Source organism: Acidovorax sp. JHL-3 (assembly GCF_000526295.1).
Classification (GTDB): Bacteria; Pseudomonadota; Gammaproteobacteria; order Burkholderiales; family Burkholderiaceae_C; genus Acidovorax; species Acidovorax defluvii.
Genome location: NZ_JAFU01000004.1, coordinates 465,228 through 482,944 on the forward strand (window position 1 = coordinate 465,228; position 17,717 = coordinate 482,944).

Annotated in this window: 12 protein-coding genes and 1 pseudogene; 4 read left to right on the plus strand and 9 right to left on the minus strand. The window is 64.5% G+C overall.

Annotation, left to right across the window (positions count from 1 at the left end; translation table 11 throughout):
* Positions 1-197 precede the first annotated feature (197 nt).
* From K226_RS0117535 to K226_RS0117550, 4 genes are all read right to left on the minus strand, one after another.
* Positions 198-1,070, minus strand: coding sequence for a neutral zinc metallopeptidase (locus K226_RS0117535; RefSeq protein ID WP_024816026.1), 873 nt, complete (start codon positions 1,068-1,070; stop codon positions 198-200).
* Positions 1,071-1,217: 147 nt separating this feature from the next.
* Positions 1,218-1,790 (minus strand): dCTP deaminase, encoded by a 573-nt coding sequence (gene dcd, locus K226_RS0117540; protein ID WP_024816027.1) that lies wholly within the window; start codon positions 1,788-1,790, stop codon positions 1,218-1,220.
* Positions 1,791-1,844: 54 nt separating this feature from the next.
* Positions 1,845-3,143: a guanine deaminase gene (gene guaD / locus K226_RS0117545; protein ID WP_024816028.1), complete on the minus strand. Its 1,299-nt coding sequence runs from the start codon at positions 3,141-3,143 to the stop codon at positions 1,845-1,847.
* Between the two features lie 54 nt (positions 3,144-3,197).
* The gene (locus K226_RS0117550; protein WP_024816029.1) at positions 3,198-4,298 is read right to left on the minus strand and encodes a BMP family ABC transporter substrate-binding protein; all 1,101 of its coding nucleotides are present in this window, start codon (positions 4,296-4,298) and stop codon (positions 3,198-3,200) included.
* Positions 4,299-4,862: 564 nt separating this feature from the next.
* Here K226_RS0117550 and K226_RS0117560 point away from each other — a divergent pair.
* The gene (locus K226_RS0117560) at positions 4,863-5,309 is read left to right on the plus strand and encodes an HIT family protein (protein WP_024816031.1); all 447 of its coding nucleotides are present in this window, start codon (positions 4,863-4,865) and stop codon (positions 5,307-5,309) included.
* Between the two features lie 68 nt (positions 5,310-5,377).
* Here K226_RS0117560 and K226_RS0117565 read toward each other — a convergent pair whose 3' ends face one another.
* The 5 genes from K226_RS0117565 to K226_RS0117585 all read right to left on the minus strand — a co-directional run bounded on the left by K226_RS0117565 (position 5,378) and on the right by K226_RS0117585 (position 11,373).
* Positions 5,378-6,427 carry an adenosine deaminase gene (locus tag K226_RS0117565; RefSeq protein ID WP_024816032.1) on the minus strand — a complete coding sequence of 350 codons (1,050 nt, stop codon included), beginning with the start codon at positions 6,425-6,427 and terminating at the stop codon, positions 5,378-5,380.
* Between the two features lie 166 nt (positions 6,428-6,593).
* Positions 6,594-7,760 carry a BMP family ABC transporter substrate-binding protein gene (locus K226_RS0117570; protein ID WP_024816033.1) on the minus strand — a complete coding sequence of 389 codons (1,167 nt, stop codon included), beginning with the start codon at positions 7,758-7,760 and terminating at the stop codon, positions 6,594-6,596.
* Positions 7,761-7,809: 49 nt separating this feature from the next.
* Positions 7,810-8,730, minus strand: coding sequence for an ABC transporter permease (locus tag K226_RS0117575; protein WP_024816034.1), 921 nt, complete (start codon positions 8,728-8,730; stop codon positions 7,810-7,812).
* Positions 8,730-9,803: an ABC transporter permease gene (locus tag K226_RS0117580; RefSeq protein ID WP_024816035.1), complete on the minus strand. Its 1,074-nt coding sequence runs from the start codon at positions 9,801-9,803 to the stop codon at positions 8,730-8,732. The genes K226_RS0117575 and K226_RS0117580 overlap by 1 nt, the downstream gene beginning before the upstream one ends.
* Positions 9,790-11,373 carry an ABC transporter ATP-binding protein gene (locus K226_RS0117585; protein WP_051463565.1) on the minus strand — a complete coding sequence of 528 codons (1,584 nt, stop codon included), beginning with the start codon at positions 11,371-11,373 and terminating at the stop codon, positions 9,790-9,792. The genes K226_RS0117580 and K226_RS0117585 overlap by 14 nt, the downstream gene beginning before the upstream one ends.
* Before the next feature lie 313 nt (positions 11,374-11,686).
* Here K226_RS0117585 and K226_RS0117590 point away from each other — a divergent pair, with 313 nt between their 5' ends.
* From K226_RS0117590 to K226_RS19205, 3 genes and pseudogenes are all read left to right on the plus strand, one after another.
* Positions 11,687-13,318, plus strand: a complete 1,632-nt coding sequence (locus K226_RS0117590) for a xanthine dehydrogenase small subunit (protein ID WP_024816037.1) — start codon at positions 11,687-11,689, stop codon at positions 13,316-13,318.
* Complete coding sequence (gene xdhB, locus K226_RS0117595; protein ID WP_024816038.1) at positions 13,315-15,663, plus strand: xanthine dehydrogenase molybdopterin binding subunit; 2,349 nt, start codon at positions 13,315-13,317, stop codon at positions 15,661-15,663. Before K226_RS0117590 ends, xdhB begins: the two co-directional genes overlap by 4 nt.
* 822 nt (positions 15,664-16,485) lie before the next feature.
* A pseudogene (locus K226_RS19205) lies at positions 16,486-17,625 on the plus strand (IS481 family transposase).
* Positions 17,626-17,717: the final 92 nt, after the last annotated feature.

Below are 17,717 nucleotides of genomic sequence, written 5' to 3' on the forward strand. Positions count from 1 at the left end.
GGCAAAAGAGGCCTTATTTATGTGCGTTGCCCCTGCACAACGGGCGCGACACCAGAAACAGAGCGCCATCAATTGCTATGTTTTACATAGCAAATAGCGCTTTATCCATAAGGATTTGATACCAATTCAGGTCATTTTTTCTGCACAACCCAGATACCCCAGCCCCCCCCGTTGCCACCGTGCGATGCCCCCAAGAATCAGAGATTGCGGCTGGAAAACGTGTCGCAGGTCTTGATATTGCCGTTTTGCAAACCGTTGTTGAACCAGCGCTGGCGCTGGGCGCTGCTGCCGTGGGTAAAGCTTTCGGGCACCACGGCGCCTCCGCCCGCGCGCTGCAGGGCATCGTCGCCAATTTTGGCAGCGGCGTTCATGGCCTCTTCCACGTCGCCCTGCTCCAGAATCTGGCGGGCATTATGGGCATGGTGCGCCCACACGCCGGCAAAGCAGTCGGCCTGCAACTCCAGCCGCACCGACAGGGCGTTGTATTCGGCCTGACTCACGCGGCCACGCATCTGGTCCACCTTGCCACTGATGCCCAGCTGGTGTTGCACGTGGTGGCCCACCTCGTGGGCAATGACATAGGCCTGCGCAAAATCGCCAGGGGCCCCGAGGCGGCTTTTGAGCGTTTCGTAAAACCCGAGGTCAATGTAGACCTTCTGGTCGGCCGGGCAATAAAACGGCCCCATGGCAGCCTGGCCCGTGCCGCACGCCGTAGGCGTGGCACCCCGAAACAGCACCAGGCGCGGCTCCTGGTAGGTTGCGCCGCCTTCGCGAAAAACACCTTGCCATACGTCTTCGGTGTCGGCCAGCACAGTCGCTACAAAGCGCCCCATGGTGTCATCGGCAGGCGGTCGCTGGGCCGGGGCCTGCTGCACCTGCGCGGTGGGTGCACCACCGCCACTGAGCAGGCTCAAGATGGTCAGCGGATTGATGCCCAGTGCCCAGCCACCCAGCAGGGCAATCACGATGGTGCCAATGCCGATGCTGCGCCCCCCGAACACGGGCATTCCGCCGCCTGAGCTGCGGCGGTCTTCCACATTGTCCGATTCCCGATTGCCTTCCCACTTCATGACTGCCTCCTGTTCGCCTCGTTCGCAAGAGGCTTGTCACCACCATGGTACGCCCCGCGCCACCGTGTGGTCACAAAGAAGATACCCCCGCCTCATTGCCGCACCCGGCTGTACGCATTCGCTGCCCGGCCAGTTGTGACAGGGCGCTCAGGCCTTGGGCAACGTCACGCCCACCTGGCCCTGGTATTTGCCGCCACGGTCCTTGTAAGACACTTCGCAGACGTCGTCCTTGTCGCTCTCGAAGAACAGCACCTGCGCGCAGCCCTCGCCCGCATAGATGCGTGCGGGCAGCGGCGTCGTGTTGGAAAACTCGAGCGTCACATAGCCTTCCCACTCGGGTTCGAACGGGGTGACGTTGACGATGATGCCGCAGCGTGCGTAGGTGCTCTTGCCCAGGCAGATGGTGAGCACATTGCGGGGAATGCGAAAGTACTCCATGGTGCGCGCCAGCGCAAAGCTGTTGGGCGGGATGATGCAGCTGTCGCCGTGAAAATCGACAAAGCTTTTCTCGTCAAAATTTTTCGGGTCCACCACCGTGCTGTGGATGTTGGTGAACACCTTGAATTCGGGTGCGCAGCGGATGTCGTAGCCGTAGCTGCTGGTGCCGTAGCTGATGATTTTTCGTCCCTCCACCTCACGCACCTGGCCGGGCTCGAAGGGCTCGATCATGCCGTGCTCGGCCGCCATGCGGCGGATCCATTTGTCGCTTTTGATACTCATGCTGGAGTGCTCCTGGCCAATACTACGTTTTTGATAGCTATCAGCGCTTGACCATCAAGCGCAAGAGCCGTATTTTGCTTGAGAAATGACTGTTTTTTCTACCAGCCGGTCGTCGCCCAGCACGATCATGGCAAACAGCAGCTCATCGATGCTGCCCGCCTGGGCCGTGCGGCGCGCCAGCAGCGGCGTGGCCTGGGGGTTGAGGACGATGAAGTCGGCCTCGCACCCGGGCTGCAGATTGCCCACCACGCCCGCCAGCCCCAACGCCCTGGCCGCACCCGCGGTGTGTTGCCACCACAGGTGCTGGGGCGAAAGGCTCAGGCCGCGCTTTGCCTGCCCCTCCCTGCCCACGTAATACGCTGCCAGCATGGTGTGAAACGGGCTGAAGCTGGTGCCGCCGCCCACGTCGCTGGCCAGACCGTAGCCCATTCCCACGCGATCGGCCTCGGCATAGTCGAAAAAGCCGCTGCCCAGAAACAGGTTGCTGGTGGGGCTGACAGCCGCCACCGCCCCGGTGTCGCACATCAGAGCGCGGTCGTGTTCGTCCAGATGGATGCAATGGGCATACACGGCGCGCTCGCGCAGCAGGCCAAAGTCGTCGTACACCGACAGGTAGCTGCGCGATGCCGGAAACAGTTCGTGCGCCCACCGAATTTCATCGAGGTTTTCGGCCACATGCGACTGGATCCACACACCGGGGTAGCGCGCCGCCAGCTCCCCGGCGCCACGCAGCTGCTCTGGCGTGCTGGTGGGCGCAAAACGCGGTGTGATGGCATAGCCCAGGCGGTCCACGCCGTGCCAGCGCTGGATGAGGGCCTCGGTGTCGATCAGGCTTTGCTCGGTGTCGTCGCGCACGCCATCGGGCGAGTGGCGGTCTTGTAGCACCTTGCCGGTGATCAGGCGCATCTGGTGGTGCTGCGCCTCCGCGAACAGCGCCTCAGCCGACGCGGGGTGCGATGTGGCAAACGCCAGTGCCGTGGTCACGCCATTGCGCAGCAGCTCTGCTATGAAAAACTGAGCTACTTGCGCACTATAGTCGGGCGCTACAAAGCGTTTTTCATGGGGAAAGGTGTAGTTCTCCAGCCAGGGCAGCAGGCCATCGGCTGGCGAGCCGATCACATCGGTCTGCGGAAAGTGGATGTGCATGTCCACAAACCCGGGGGCAATGATGCGGCCCGGCAGGTGCTCGACAGGTCCGCTGCCAAAGCGGGGGGCCAGGTCAGACCAGGCCCCCGCTGCCAGCACCCGCTGGCGCCCTTGTGCATCGGGGCCCACGGCCAGCAGGCCATCGGGGTCGAACAGGGCCATGCCGTCGTCGGCAAAGCGCAAAAGGGCGGAGCGAAATACAGGCATGGCCGCTAGCTTAGCGGTAGCCAGCGCTGCCGCGCCCGGCCCCGCCAATGCGTATCAGCGGGGCAGCTTGCCCTGCACCCCTTCGGCGAGCCAGTTCATCTGCAAAATCTGCAGGTCCGAAAGGGTTTGCCCGGCTGGGATGACCTCCTGCCCTGCGTTGTCGCGCACAGCGGCCTTGCCCGCACGAAACGGGTGCAGCCTGCCGGCGCCCACCGCCTTTTGCGCGGCCAGCACCTCTTTTTGCACAGCGACGGGTACACGGCTGCCAAAGTCGCCCACGCGGATCATGCCCTCGCGCACGCCGCCCCACACACTGCCGCTTTTCCAGCGGCCGTTTTGCACGGCGCGCACGCGCTCGGTGTAGTAGCTGCCCCATTGGTGGGTCACGGCCACGATCTGCGCATCGGGCCCGGTACGGCGCATGTCCGAGTGGTAGGCCACGGCCAGCTTGCCACGCTCTTGCGCCGCCGCCATCACTGCGGTGGAGCCGGTATGGAACGCGATCACGTCCACGTCCTGGTTGAACAGCGCCATGGCGGCGTCGCGCTCTTTGGGCGGATCGAACCAGACGTTGAGCCACACCACCTTGACCGTGGCCTGCGGATTCACCGAGCGCATGCCCAGCGCGAAGGCGTTGATGCCCTGCAGCACCTCGGGGATGGGAAAGCCGGCCACATAGCCCGCCACGCCGGTCTGGCTCATGCGGCCCGCCGCGATGCCCGCGAGGTAACGGCCCTCGTAATAACGCGCATTGGCAGAGGCCACATTGGGGGCGGTCTTGTAACCCGTGATGGACTCAAACTTGACGTTCGGGTAGTCCTGCGCCACCTTGAGCGTGGGCTCCATGTAGCCAAAGCTGGGCGTAAAGATGATCTGGTGGCCCGTGGCAGCCAGGTCGCGAATCACGCGCTCGGCATCGGCCCCCTCGGGCACGTTCTCGACGAAGGTGGTCTGGACCTGGCTGCCCAGGGCTGCCTCGACGGCCTTGCGGCCCTCGTCGTGCTGGCGCGTCCAGCCCGCTTCGGTGATGGGCGAGACATAAACGAAGCCCGCCTTGACGGGCGCGGCATGCGCCTTGGTCGTGGCGGGGGTCTGGGCAAAAACGGGGGCGAAAAAACAGGCGGCCGCGAGCGCGGCAGCGAGGTTTTTGTACATGGTGTTCCTCTACATGGTCCCGGAGACTGAAAAAGCAAAAGACCGCCGGGACAGCGGTCTTTGCAAAGCATTTTATCAGGCGGGCCCCATCACCGCAGGCCAGCCCCAACGCCCTTACCGCGCCGGAACATTCACCGTGGTGCTGCCGTTTTTGTCCGTTGCGCCAGTGGCGCCGAAGGCACCCTGCGGGCCCGCCAAGCCGGGAGTCCGCGCACAGCCTGCGGTCAAGCCCAGCGACATGGCGGCGGCAGCGATCGGGCTGCGACTGCTCTGGTGCGTTGGCGCAACGCTGCACATCCTGCATCACCCCCCCTGCTCATCCATCCGTGAGCCCACGACAGCCCCCGTGACAGCGCTCTCGGCGGTGGCAATGTCACGCCCACGTCCGCCGCCCACCTGGTGCACCGGGATTCCGTCCACTGCGGCGGTGCTCCAGGCTGCGGCCCGGGGCGGCAAAATGCGGACTGGCCTGTGCGCGCCGGCTCCGTTTCAGCGAGGCCGCCTGCCGCACATGGCAATGACCACACAGCAACCCCTTGCACCATCACCTAGAGGAGCCCCGCGATGCCCATGTTTGTCGACACATCCCCTCCTGGCCAGTGCATCTTTTGCCGCCTGGTGGCGGGCGAAATTCCGTCCGCCCGGGTGTATGAGGATGCACTGACCATCGCCTTCATGGACCTGGGCCAGGTCAACCCAGGCCATGTGCTGGTGGCAACCAAACGCCATGCGGCCACTTTGCTGGACATCACCCCCGAAGAGGCAGCCGCCGTCATGCAGACGGCCCAGCATGTCGCCCGTGCGGTGATGGCGGTGTTCAACCCACCGGGGCTGACGCTGCTGCAGGCCAATGGCCGCGAGGGCGACCAGACCGTGTTTCACTTTCACATGCATGTGGTGCCGCGCCATGCGCAGGATGGCATTGCGCTGTCGTGGCCGCGCAAAGACCCATCGGCCGAGGTGCTGCACGACCATGCGGCCAGGCTGCGCGCGGCCCTTGCCGCTGGCTGAGGCCGCACCCGCACCGCACCCGCGCCGGGGATTCGCGGCGACGGCGGGGCGCCTGGTCCGTCGCGTGGTCAGTCGTGCTCGACGAAGCGCTCGAAGGTTTCCTTCAGGCGGTGCTCCCACACACGCTTGTCGGCATTGCTCGCAAAGCTGGCCTCGAAACTGTTGAACGCCAGCTGGTAGGCGTGCCGGGCCGTCATGGCTGTTGCGGCAAACACCTGGGTAAAGTTCTCGTTGATATAGCCGCCAAAGTAGGCCGGATCGTCGGAGTTGACGGTAGCGCACAGGCCGGCGTCGAGCAACTGGCGCAGGTTGTGGTTCTTCAGGTCGGGAAACACGCACAGCTTCTGGTTCGACAGCGGGCACACCGTGAGCGGGATGCGGTCTTGCGCCAGGCGCTGCATCAGGGCCGCATCGTGCACAGCCTGCACGCCGTGGTCGATGCGCTCGACCTTGAGCACATCGAGGGCGCTCCAGATATAGGCCGGCGGCCCCTCTTCGCCCGCATGGGCCACCAGGTGCAGGCCCAGCTCACGGCAGCGGGCAAAGACGCGTGAAAATTTCTCTGGCGGATGCCCCAGCTCACTGCTATCGAGGCCCACGCCCACGATCTTGTCCAAGAGGGGCTGCGCCTGCTCCAGCGTTTCAAAGGCCGAGGCCTCGCTGAGGTGGCGCAAGAAGCACAGGATCAGTGTGGAACTGATGCCCAGCTCGGAGCGCGCGTCCTCACAGGCGCGGTGCAGGCCGTTGATCACCGTCTCGATCGCCACGCCGCGTGCGGTGTGGGTCTGAGGGTCAAAGAAAATCTCTGCATGCGCTACGTTATCCATAGCAGCTCGCGCAAGGTAGGCGCGGGCCATATCGTAAAAATCCTGCTCATGCAGCAAAACGCTGGCCCCGGCGTAGTAGATGTCCAGAAAGCTCTGCAGGTTGGTAAAGGCATAGGCCTGCCGCAGGGCCTCTACGCTGGCATAGGGCAGCGGAACATCGTTGCGCTGCGCCAGGGCAAAGATCAGCTCGGGTTCGAGCGAGCCTTCAATGTGGATATGCAGTTCGGCCTTGGGCATGGCGCGCAGCAACTCTTGCAGTCGCCGTGCGGAAACAGGGGGCACTTTAAACATCAGCAGACTCCAAAAATGATGCCGCTTTGCTTGCAACAGCGGCGCATGGCACATGATGCCTTGTCGGCAGCGGTATGCAAACCGCACACCGCGCAGCGCAGCCACTGCCAGCCAAAAAAAGGCCGCCCGAAGGCGGCCAGGGTCAGACGGTCAGCCAGCGAAGCGCTTACTTTTTGTCGCCACCGGGGATCTTGCCTTCCACGCCCTTGACGTAGAAGTTGATGCCCCCCAGGAACTTGTCGTCGGCCACCACGTCTTTTTCCAGCACGGGCTTGCCGTCCTGGCCCACGATGGGGCCCTTCCAGATGGCGAAGCTGCCGTCTTTCAGGCCTGCCTTGATGGACTCGACCTTGGCCTTGGTTTCCGCTGGCACGTCGTCAGCCATGGAGACGATGTCGATGGCGCCTTCCTTCACGCCCCACCAGTTCTGGCCCGTGGCCCAGGTGCCTTCCAGTGCATCCTTGGTCGCCTTCACGTAGTAAGGGCCCCAGTTGATCACGGCCGATGCCAGGTGGGCCTTGGGGCCGTAGGCGGTCATGTCGCTGTCCCAGCCGAAGGCACGCTTGCCCTTCTCTTGAGCGGTCTTGAGCACGGCAGGCGAGTCGGTGTTCTGGAACAGCACGTCGGCGCCGCCATTGATCAGGCTGGTGGCCGCTTCGGTTTCCTTGGGTGGGCTGAACCACTCGTTCACCCAGACCACCTTGGTCTTGATCTTGGGGTTGACCGACTGCGCACCCAGCGTGAAGCTGTTGATGTTGCGGATCACTTCAGGAATAGGCACCGAGCCCACCACGCCCAGCGTGTTGGACTTGGTCATGGCCCCCGCGATCACGCCGGCCATGTAGGCGCCTTCGTAGGTGCGGCTGTCGTAGGTGCGCATGTTCTCGGCCGTCTTGTAGCCGGTGGCGTGCTCAAACTTGATGCCGGGGTTGTCGGCCGCCACCTTGAGCATGGATTCCATGTAGCCGAAGGTGGTGCCAAAAATCAGCTTGTTGCCCTGGCCCGCCATGTCGCGCAGCACGCGCTCGGCATCGGCCGATTCGGGCACGCTTTCGACAAAGCTCGTCTCGATCTTGTCGCCGAATTCCTTTTCGAGGGCCTTGCGACCGTTGTCGTGCGCATAAGACCAGCCACCGTCGCCCACGGGGCCCACGTAAGCAAATGCAATCTTCAGAGGCTCCGGCTTGGGTGCGGGTGCTTCGGTGACGGGGGCAGGCGCGGGCGCTGGGGCCGGTGCCGGCTCTTCCTTCTTGCCACAGCCCACGAGCGCGGCAGCAGCCACGGCAGACAGCGCGGCGACCTTGAGCAGGGAGCGTTTCTGGAGATCAGTCATGTAGGTTCCTTATGAATGAGAAAGGGGTTGCAACAATGTAAGCAAAATTTCAGGAGCCAGGATAGAACGGTTTACCCAGCGATGCCGGCATGTTCACCCGAATCCACGCCGGATTGCGTGAAATCAGCGCCAGCACCACGATGGTGGCCACGTAAGGCAGCATGCTCAGCAACTGGCTGGCCACCTGCACGCCGGTGGCCTGCAAATGGAACTGGAGCATGGTCACGCCACCAAACAGGTAAGCACCTAGCAATACGCGTGCCGGGCGCCAGGTGGCAAAGGTGGTCAGCGCCAGCGCGATCCAGCCGCGCCCGGCCACCATGCCCTCCACCCACAGCGGCGTATACACGGTGGAGATGTAGGCGCCCGCCAGGCCGCACAGGGCGCCACCCGCCATCACGGCCGCCAGCCGGATGCGGCGCACGGGGTAGCCCAGCGCATGGGCCGACTCGGGCGACTCACCCACCGAACGCAGCACCAGGCCCGCACGCGAACGGTACAGGAACCAGATCAGCCCCGCCACCAGCAGCATGGTGAGGTAGACCAAGGGGTGCTGCTGGAACAGCGCAGGCCCGAGCAGCGGCACATCGCCCAGCACAGGGATCGCGTATTTGGGCAGCTCGGGCAGCTTGGCCTGCACATAGCTGATGCCCGCAAACGCCGAAAAACCCACACCAAACAGGCTGAGCGCCAGCCCAGTGGCGTATTGGTTGGTGTTGAGCCAGATCACCAGCACGCCAAAGATGGCCGCCAGCAACGCCCCCGCTGCCATGCCCGCGGCAAAGCCCAGCCAGGTGTTGCCGGTGTGCACCACGGTGGCAAAGCCAGCGATGGCGGCGCACAGCATCATGCCCTCGGCCCCCAGGTTGACGATGCCGGCCTTCTCGTTGATGAGCAGTCCCAGCGCCGCCAGTGCCAGCACGGTGCCCGCGCTCAGCGTGGCGCCGATCAGCAATGCATACGATTCCATCAACGCACCTCCTTGCGGGCACCCACCCATCGCACGCGGTAGGCGATCAGCGTGTCGCAGGCCAGCAGCGTGAACAGCAGCAGGCCCTGGAACACGCCGGTCAGCGACTTGGGCAAGCCCATGCGCGACTGCGCCAGCTCTCCGCCGATATAGAACATGCTCATGAGAATGGCCGAAAACACCATGCCCACCGGGTGCAGGCGCCCCACAAAGGCCACGATGATGGCCGCGAAGCCGTAGCCCGCCGGCACATAGGGCGTGAGCTGGCCCAGGGGGCCAGCCACCTCCAGCGCGCCCGCCAGGCCTGCCGCACCGCCCGAGACCAGCAGCGCCGTCCACAGCGCCCGACGCGACGAAAAGCCTGCGTAACGCGCTGCTGCGGGCGCCAGCCCGCCCACCTGCTGGGCAAAGCCGGCACGCGTGCGAAACAAGAACACCCACAGCGCACCAGCGGCCGCCAGCGCCAGCAGCAGGCCAATGCTCACCCGCGAGCCCTGCATGAGGCGCGGAATCTGCGTGACCTTCTCAAAAGTCTTGGTTTGCGGAAAGTTGTAGCCCATGGGGTCTTTCCAGGGCCCATAGACCAGGTAACCCAGCACCAGCGTGGCCACATAAACCAGCATCAGGCTGACCAGGATTTCGTTGGCGTTGAACTTGTCGCGCAGCAGCGCCGTCAGCCCCGCCCAGGCCATGCCGCCCAGCACACCGGCCAGCAAGATGGCGGGCACGATCCAAGGGCCCGTGGTCTTGTCGGCCAGCAGCGCCACGCCACCGGCCACCACGGCACCAATGACAAACTGCCCCTCGGCGCCGATGTTCCAGACGTTGGAGCGAAAGCACACCGCCAGCCCCAGTGCAATCAGCAGCAGCGGCGTGGCCTTGACCATGAGCTCGCCCAGCGCGTAGGGCGTGCGCACCGGCTCCCAAAAGAACACCTGCAGCCCGCGTACCGGGTCTTTGCCCAGCGCGGCAAACAAGGCCACACCGATCAGCACCGTGACGGCCAGGGCCAGCAGCGGAGAGCCATAGCTCCACCAGCGCGAAGCCTGCGGTCGGGGTTCAAGCCGGAACATGCGGCACCCCCTGGGTCAGCGCGGCAAGCTGCTCGCGGTTGCGGGCCAGGTGCGCCTGCACGTCGGCATGCCACAGGCCGCTCATCCACTCGCCAATGCGCTCCACCGTGGCTTCGGCACGGGGCACCGAAGGCGACAGATGCCCCTTGGCCACCACATGCAGGCGGTCACAGATTTCAAACAATTCGTCCAGCTCCTCACTCACGACCAGCACGGCGCAGCCAGCGTCGCGCAAGGCCAATATCTCGCCGCGAATCTGCGCGGCCGCACCCACGTCCACGCCCCAGGTGGGCTGCGAGACGATGAGCAACGTGGGGTTGGCGTCGATCTCGCGCCCCACGATGAACTTTTGCAGGTTGCCACCCGACAGCGATTTGGCCGCCGAATTGGGGCCACCCGCCTTCACGTGAAAGCGCTCGATGATGGACTGGGCATGCTTTTGCAGTGCCCCCACCTGGATCCAGCCACTGCCACTGACGGCATTGGTGCGCGTGAGCAGCAGGTTGTGCGCCAGGCCCATGGTGGGCACGGCGCCGCGCCCCAGCCGCTCTTCCGGCACAAAGTGCAGGCCCAGCGCACGGCGCTGGCCCGGGCCCATGCGCCCCGCGTTCTGGCCCGCCACCTGGATGCTGGCCGGCCCGGCCCGCTGGTCTTCGCCCGACAGTGCGTAGAGCAGCTCCTTTTGCCCGTTGCCCGAGACCCCGGCAATGCCCACTACCTCACCCGCCTTCACCTCGAACTGAAGGTCGATCAAATCCACCCCGAACTGGTCGGCGCGCGGCAGCGACAGGCCCTGAACGCTCAGCACAGTGGCGCCGGTCTGCACCGCGCGGTGCTCCAGCGCGGGTGGCTCGGCGCCGATCATCAGGCGCGAGAGCGATGCGTTGGATTCTTCAGCCGGGTTGCACACGCCGGTGACCTTGCCACCACGCAACACCGTGCAGGCCGTGCACAGCGCACGGATCTCGTGCAGCTTGTGGCTGATATAGAGAATGCTGCAGCCTTCGGCCGCGAGCTTGCGCAGCACCACAAACAGTTTTTCGACCGCCTGGGGCGTGAGCACCGAAGTGGGTTCGTCCAGGATCAACAACTTGGGGCTGGTGAGCAGTGCGCGGATGATTTCGACGCGCTGCATCTCACCCACACTCAGTGTGTGCACCGGACGCAGGGGGTCGATGTCCAGCCCGTATTCAGACGCCTTGGCCGTAATGCGCTGCGTGACCTCGGGCAGTGTGATGCGCTTGTCCAGGCCCAGCCACACGTTTTCGGCCACCGTGAGGGTGTCGAACAGGCTGAAATGCTGGAACACCATGGCAATACCCAACGCGCGCGCCTCTTGCGGGTTGCGCACCTGCACCGCCTGGCCGTTGAAGTGCACGCCGCCTTCGTCGGGCTTGACCGAGCCGTAGATGATTTTCATCAGCGTGGATTTGCCCGCGCCGTTTTCGCCCAGCACGGCATGGATCTCGCCGGGCTGCACCGTCAGCGCCACATCGCTGTTGGCCACCACCGCCGGGTAGCGCTTGGTAATGCCCACCAGCTGCAGCCGGGGCGGCATGGCGCCGGACATGCCCGACGGGCCTGGCTGGCGGAAGTTAGGGGTGGAACTCATGCGGGCGATTGTCTCTCAGTTTTCACGAATGTCGATTGGATTCAAAAGGGGTTCCTGCGCTTGTTCCATAAGCGTAAGCAGCTATCCTTTTAGCAGCAAAGCTACCACGGCACAGGGCGTTTTTCCATGCCACGGTGCCCCCCGCATCTGGCGTGGAAATTGCGACACTGGCCGGGGCGGCATAAGCTTGCGCCATTGCCGGGTGCGCTCTGGTGTTCCGCTTTCCAACAACGTGTTTACGATCTCCACGCATCAAAGTGGCATTTTTCATATGACAACCAGACCCTTGCAATTTTTGCGCCGTGGCCAGCCGGTGGCGCTGGGCAATGTACCACCCGACCGCACGCTGTTGCAGGTGCTGCGCGAGGACCTGGGCTGCACCGGCACCAAGGAGGGCTGCGGCGAGGGCGACTGCGGCGCCTGCACCGTGGTGCTGGGCGAGGCGCGCGATGGCAAGGTGCACTACAGCGCGGTGAACAGCTGCATCCGGCTGGCGCATTCGATCGATGGCATGGCACTGTGGACGGTGGAGGACCTGACGGAAGACCCGCTGATCCAGCCGGTTGCCTTGCCCCACAAACCGACGCGAGCGGACGGCGGGCTAGGCGTACGGAGCACAGGAACCGGAATGGGCGTGCAGGTCCATGAGGATTACGACGAGCGGGAAGAAAAGGGGCCCGCTACCCTTTCCGGCGCAACGACGCCCCCCGTTCGCGCAGTAGGTTTGCATCCTGCCCAGGAGGCCATGGTGCAGTGCCACGGCTCCCAGTGCGGCTTTTGCACTCCCGGCTTTGTGATGAGTCTCTTTGGGATGTATCAAAACCACGTTTGCCACGGCCAGCCCGTCACCCGCGCACTGGCGCAGGAAGAACTCTCGGGCAACCTGTGCCGCTGCACTGGCTACCGCCCCATTCTGGACGCCGCGCAGCACATGGCCACGCTGCCCGCCGTAGCGGTCAACGAACCCCAGTTGCTACAAAAATTAGAGCTTCTTGCGCTTACCAGCAAAGGGCTAGAGGCCAATTTTTCACATATTTCACCGACCACACTGCCCGCCCTGCTGGCCGCCCGGGCCGCGCACCCGCACGCCCAGGTGGTGGCTGGCTGCACCGATGTGGGGCTGTGGATCACCAAGCTGCACAAGCAATATGCTCAGATTCTGGATGTGACGCGCGTGGCCGCGCTGCGCACGGTAGACACCACGCCGCAGCACATCCGCATCGGCGCGGCGGTCACGCTGACCGATGCCTTTGCCGCCCTCACCGCCCAGTGGCCGCAGCTGCACCGTTTTGCCACCCGCTTTGCCGGGCTGCCCGTGCGCAACGCGGGCACGCTGGGCGGCAACGTGGCCAACGGCTCGCCGATTGGCGACTCGATGCCGCTGCTGATCGCCCTGCGCGCCCAGGTAGTGCTGGCCAGCACGCGCGGTGAGCGCACACTCGCGCTGGAAGACCTCTACACCGGCTACCGCCAGAACGCGATGGCCCCCGACGAGCTGCTGGTGCACATCCTCGTGCCGCGCCCTGCGGACACCGAAAAGCTGGCCGTCTACAAGGTGTCCAAACGCTTTGACGACGACATCTCGGCCGTGTGCCTGGCGCTGAACCTGGACATCGCAGGCGGCGTGGTGCAGCGCGCCCGCATTGGCGCGGGCGGCGTGGCCGCCACCCCGGCGCGCGCGCGGCAGGCCGAGGCCGCCCTGCAGGGCCAGCCCTGGACCGAGGCCACCGTGCAGCGCGCCGCGCTGGCACTGCAGGCCGAGCTCAGCCCCATCTCGGACATGCGCGCCAGCGGCGCCTACCGCAGCGCGGTGCTGGGCAACCTGCTGCAGCGCTACTGGCTGGAGAGCCAGGGCCAGCAGGCCGCAAGCCTTGAAGATCTTGACCTGGAGTCCGTGGCATGAACGCCCCCCACACGCTGTTTCCCCAGGTGCCGCCATCCTCCACCGGCCCCGCCATGGGCCAGTCACACATCCACGAAAGCGCACGCGCCCAGGTGGCGGGCGCCGCCCATTACATCGACGACCTGCCCGAGGTGAAGGGCACGCTGTATGCAGCGCCCATCCTCTCGACGGTGGCCCATGGCCGCCTGAACGGCGTGGATGCGCGTGCCGCGCTGGCATTGAGCGGCGTGCGCGGCGTGGTGCTGGCGGCCGACGTGCCGGGCGACAAGCTGCTGGCCGCCTTTGCGCACGACGAACCAGTGTTCGCAGTGGACACCGTGCAGCACATGGGCCAGGTGGTGGGCCTCGTGGTGGCCGATTCGGTCATGCAGGCCCGCCGTGCGGCGCGCGCCGTGCAGCTCGACATCACGCCCCTGCCCGCCGTACTTTCGGTGCAAGCGGCGCTGAAGACCGAAAGCTATGTGCTGCCGCCGGTGTTCGTGCGCCGGGGCGACGCGGCCGCGGGCCTTACGCAAGCGCCGCACCGCCTTCAAGGCGCCTTCGAAGTGGGCGGGCAGGAGCATTTCTACCTTGAAGGTCAGATTGCCTATGCCGTCCCGCAGGAGCAAAACCAGTGGTCGATCCATTCGAGCACGCAGCACCCCGGCGAAGTGCAGCACTGGGTAGCGCACGCTCTGGGCATCAACAACCACGCCGTGCGCGTGGAGTGCCGTCGCATGGGTGGCGGCTTTGGCGGCAAAGAAACGCAAGCCGGGCACCTGGCCGTGTGGGCGGCCGTAGCGGCCCACAAATTCGGCCGCCCGGTCAAGCTGCGGCTGGACCGGGACGAAGACTTCATGGTCACCGGCAAGCGACACCCATTTGCCTACGAGTACGACGTGGGCTTTGACGAAACGGGCCGCATCACGGGCCTCAAACTGCAGATGGCCGCCAACTGCGGCTTCAGCGCCGACCTGTCAGGCCCCGTGGCCGACCGCGCCGTGTTCCACGCCGACAACGCCTATTACCTGAGTGACGTAGAAATCGCCTCGTACCGCTGCAAGACGAACACGCAAAGCCACACGGCGTTTCGCGGCTTTGGTGGCCCGCAGGGCGTGATCGTGATCGAGGCCATTTTGGGCGACATTGCCCGCACGCTGGGGCTGGATGCGCAGGACGTGCGCCTGGCCAACCTGTATGGCAAGGACGCCAGCGAGGGCCGCAACGTCACCCATTACCAGATGACGGTGGAGGACAACATCCTGCACGCGCTGCTGCCGCAACTGGAGCAAACATCGCGCTACCGCCAGCGGCAGGCCGACATCGCCGCCTGGAACGCGCAAAGCCCGGTGCTCAAGCGCGGCCTGGCCATCACACCGGTCAAGTTCGGCATCAGCTTCACGGCCACGCTGTTCAACCAGGCGGGTGCGCTGGTGCATGTTTACACCGATGGCAGCGTGCAGGTGAACCACGGCGGCACCGAAATGGGGCAAGGGCTGCACACCAAGGTGGCGCAGATCGTGGCCGACGAGCTGGGCGTGCCGCTCGCCCGCGTGCTGGTCACAGCCAGCGACACCAGCAAGGTGCCCAATGCCAGCGCCACGGCGGCCAGCAGCGGCACCGACCTCAACGGCCGCGCCGCCCAATACGCGGCACGCCATGTGCGCGACAATCTGGCCGCGTTTGTCTGCGGGCTCGATGGCTGCGGCGCAGGCGCCATCCGCTTTGCGGGCGGGCAGGTCATCTCGCCCAAGACGGTGCGCAACTTCGATGCCGTGGTGAAAGATGCCTATGCCAACCGCATCCAGCTGTGGAGCGACGGTTTTTATCGCACGCCCAAGATCCACTACGACAAGGCCACGCTTACCGGGCGGCCGTTCTACTACTTCAGCTACGGCGCAGCGTGCACCGAAGTGGTGATTGACACCTTCACGGGCGAGAACCGCGTGCTGGCCGTAGACATCCTGCACGACGTGGGCCACAGCATCAACCCCGCCATCGACATCGGCCAGATCGAAGGCGGCTTTGTGCAGGGCATGGGCTGGCTCACCACCGAGCAGCTGGTGTGGAACGACAAAGGCTACCTAGCCACCCACGCGCCCAGCACCTACAAGATTCCGGCCACGGGCGACATTCCGGCGCATTTCAAGGTGGACTTGTGGCCCGAGGCCAACCGCGAGGACAACGTGGGCGGCAGCAAGGCCGTGGGCGAGCCGCCGTTCATGCTGGCGATCAGTGTGTATGAGGCGTTGCGCAATGCGGTGGCGGCGGGGCGCGGGGGGGTGGATGCTGCGGCGCAGGTGGTGTTGACGGCGCCGGCGACGGCGGAGAATGTGTTGCGGGCACTTGGCCGACTAGTGGATTGATTGATTGATTGATTGATTTCCGGCTCTGGCGCTTTTGGATAAAGCGGTAGCAGCTATTTTTTGATAGCAAACAGTCTCGTCACCCGTTCGGGGAAGCCTGTCGAAGCCTGGGTGCTGATTGGGTTTCATGCCTGAGTGCATGCCTGAGTTCGGGGCGGAGGCCGGGATTTCGCCCCGGCGGGCGACTCACTTTTTTTTGCCTCGCCAAAAGAAAGTAAGCCAAGAAAAAGCGACCCTACAGGCTGCGTCCCTTCGCTTCGCTGCGGGCAACCTGCGGTGCTCAGTTTTGCCGGGGTCTCGCTAAACTCGCGCCGCTTCGCGTCACTCAAACAGACGCGAGCCCTGATCCGCCAAAACCTGCGCTCCTCGGCGCATCCTGAAGGGAACCCGAAACCGGACATCCACACGGGCCATTGCTGCGCTCGGCCCAAACCGCCCGGGCGCAAGCGCCACGCGCTGCGCAGACTGGGCCGAGCGCAGCAATGGCCCGTGTGGATGTTGGGATGTTCTTTCCCCACCCCCTTCTGGCTGCACCTGCGGCGGGGCGTTTGCGGGGTGGCATGGGCGCCTTCGCGCGCATGCTTCGTGATCTGACTCGCCGTGGTTGTCCGAGCGCAGCGCGCCAGCGCGTAGCGAGTTCCACGGCGCACCCCGCAACCGCCCCGACGCAGGTTTGCCCCGTAGCAACGCGAAGGGGTCGCAGACTGTGGGTCGCCTTTCTTTTGGGTACTTTTCTTTGGCGAAGTGTATGGACCGGGCACATTGTTAACAGGTGTGCGAGGACATGGTTAACACTTTCGGTGAACTTCGCCGGAGGTCTATATGCCATGGAAGGCTTGCAACACCATGAACCTGAGACAGGAATTCGTTGAGCTGGCAAGGCAAGAAGGGGCCAACGTGCGTGAGCTGTGCCGACGCTTTGGCATCAGTGCCCCAACCGCGTACAAGTGGCTCAATCGCTTTGAAGAGCAAGGCAGTGAGGGGCTGGTAGATCGATCGCGCAGGCCCCGCAACAGTCCAAGCAGCTCCTCACCGCAGGTAGAGGCGGCCGTCATCGCGGTACGCACCGAGCACCCCTCGTGGGGCGGGCGCAAGATCAGCTGGCGTTTGCAGCATCTGGGTGGGCCCTGTGTGGCTCCCAGCACCGCCACCTCCATCCTGCGCCGCCACGGCCTGATCACGTCCGAGGCCAGCGAAGCGGCCAAGCCCTGGCAGCGGTTCGAACGTGAAGAGCCCAACGCACTGTGACAAGCCGACTTCAAGGGTCACTTTCAGACTCTTCAGGGGCGCTGTTCGCCGCTGACCATGCTGGATGATCACTCGCGCTTTAACCTGGCTTTGCAGGCCTGCGGCAAGACTGCCACCGAGGTCGTTCAAGCGCACATGACAGAAGTATTCAGGCGCTATGGCCTGCCCGCGCAGATCAACTTCGACAACGGCGCTCCCTGGGGCTCACCAAGTGCGCCGGGCCAGCTCACAGTACTGGGCGTGTGGCTGGTACAACTGGGCATTCACGTCAGTCACAGCCGACCCTACCACCCGCAAACCAATGGCAAGGACGAGCGCTTCCATCGAACACTGGAGATCGAGGTGCTCAAGGGACGGTGCTTTGAGAGCTTGGAGAGGGTACAGGCGGCGCTGGATCGCTGGCGTGCGGTCTACAACCATCAGCGCCCGCACCAAGCACTGCATGGAGCTACACCGGTCACGTGCTATCGGCCCAGCAAGATAGCGTTCCCGGAGCAATTGAGCCTGCCCGAGTACAGCAGTGAAGACGAAGTGAGCACGGTCGACTGGAACGGGATCCTGAAGTTCAGGGGCAAGCGATACAAGCTGAGCAATGCCCTGCATCGCCACAAGGTGGGTATCCGGCCCAAGCAGGACAAGGACGGCTGCTTTGAGGTGTTCTTCGCACACCATCGCTGCTTGGTAATTGACCTGGCTGACACCGAGGCCGTTTAATCAGATCTGTAAACCATGTGTCCGCACATCTGTTAACAATGTCCCCGGTCCATACAGGCGAAGCAAAGAACAAGTACCTCGCCCGCCGGGGC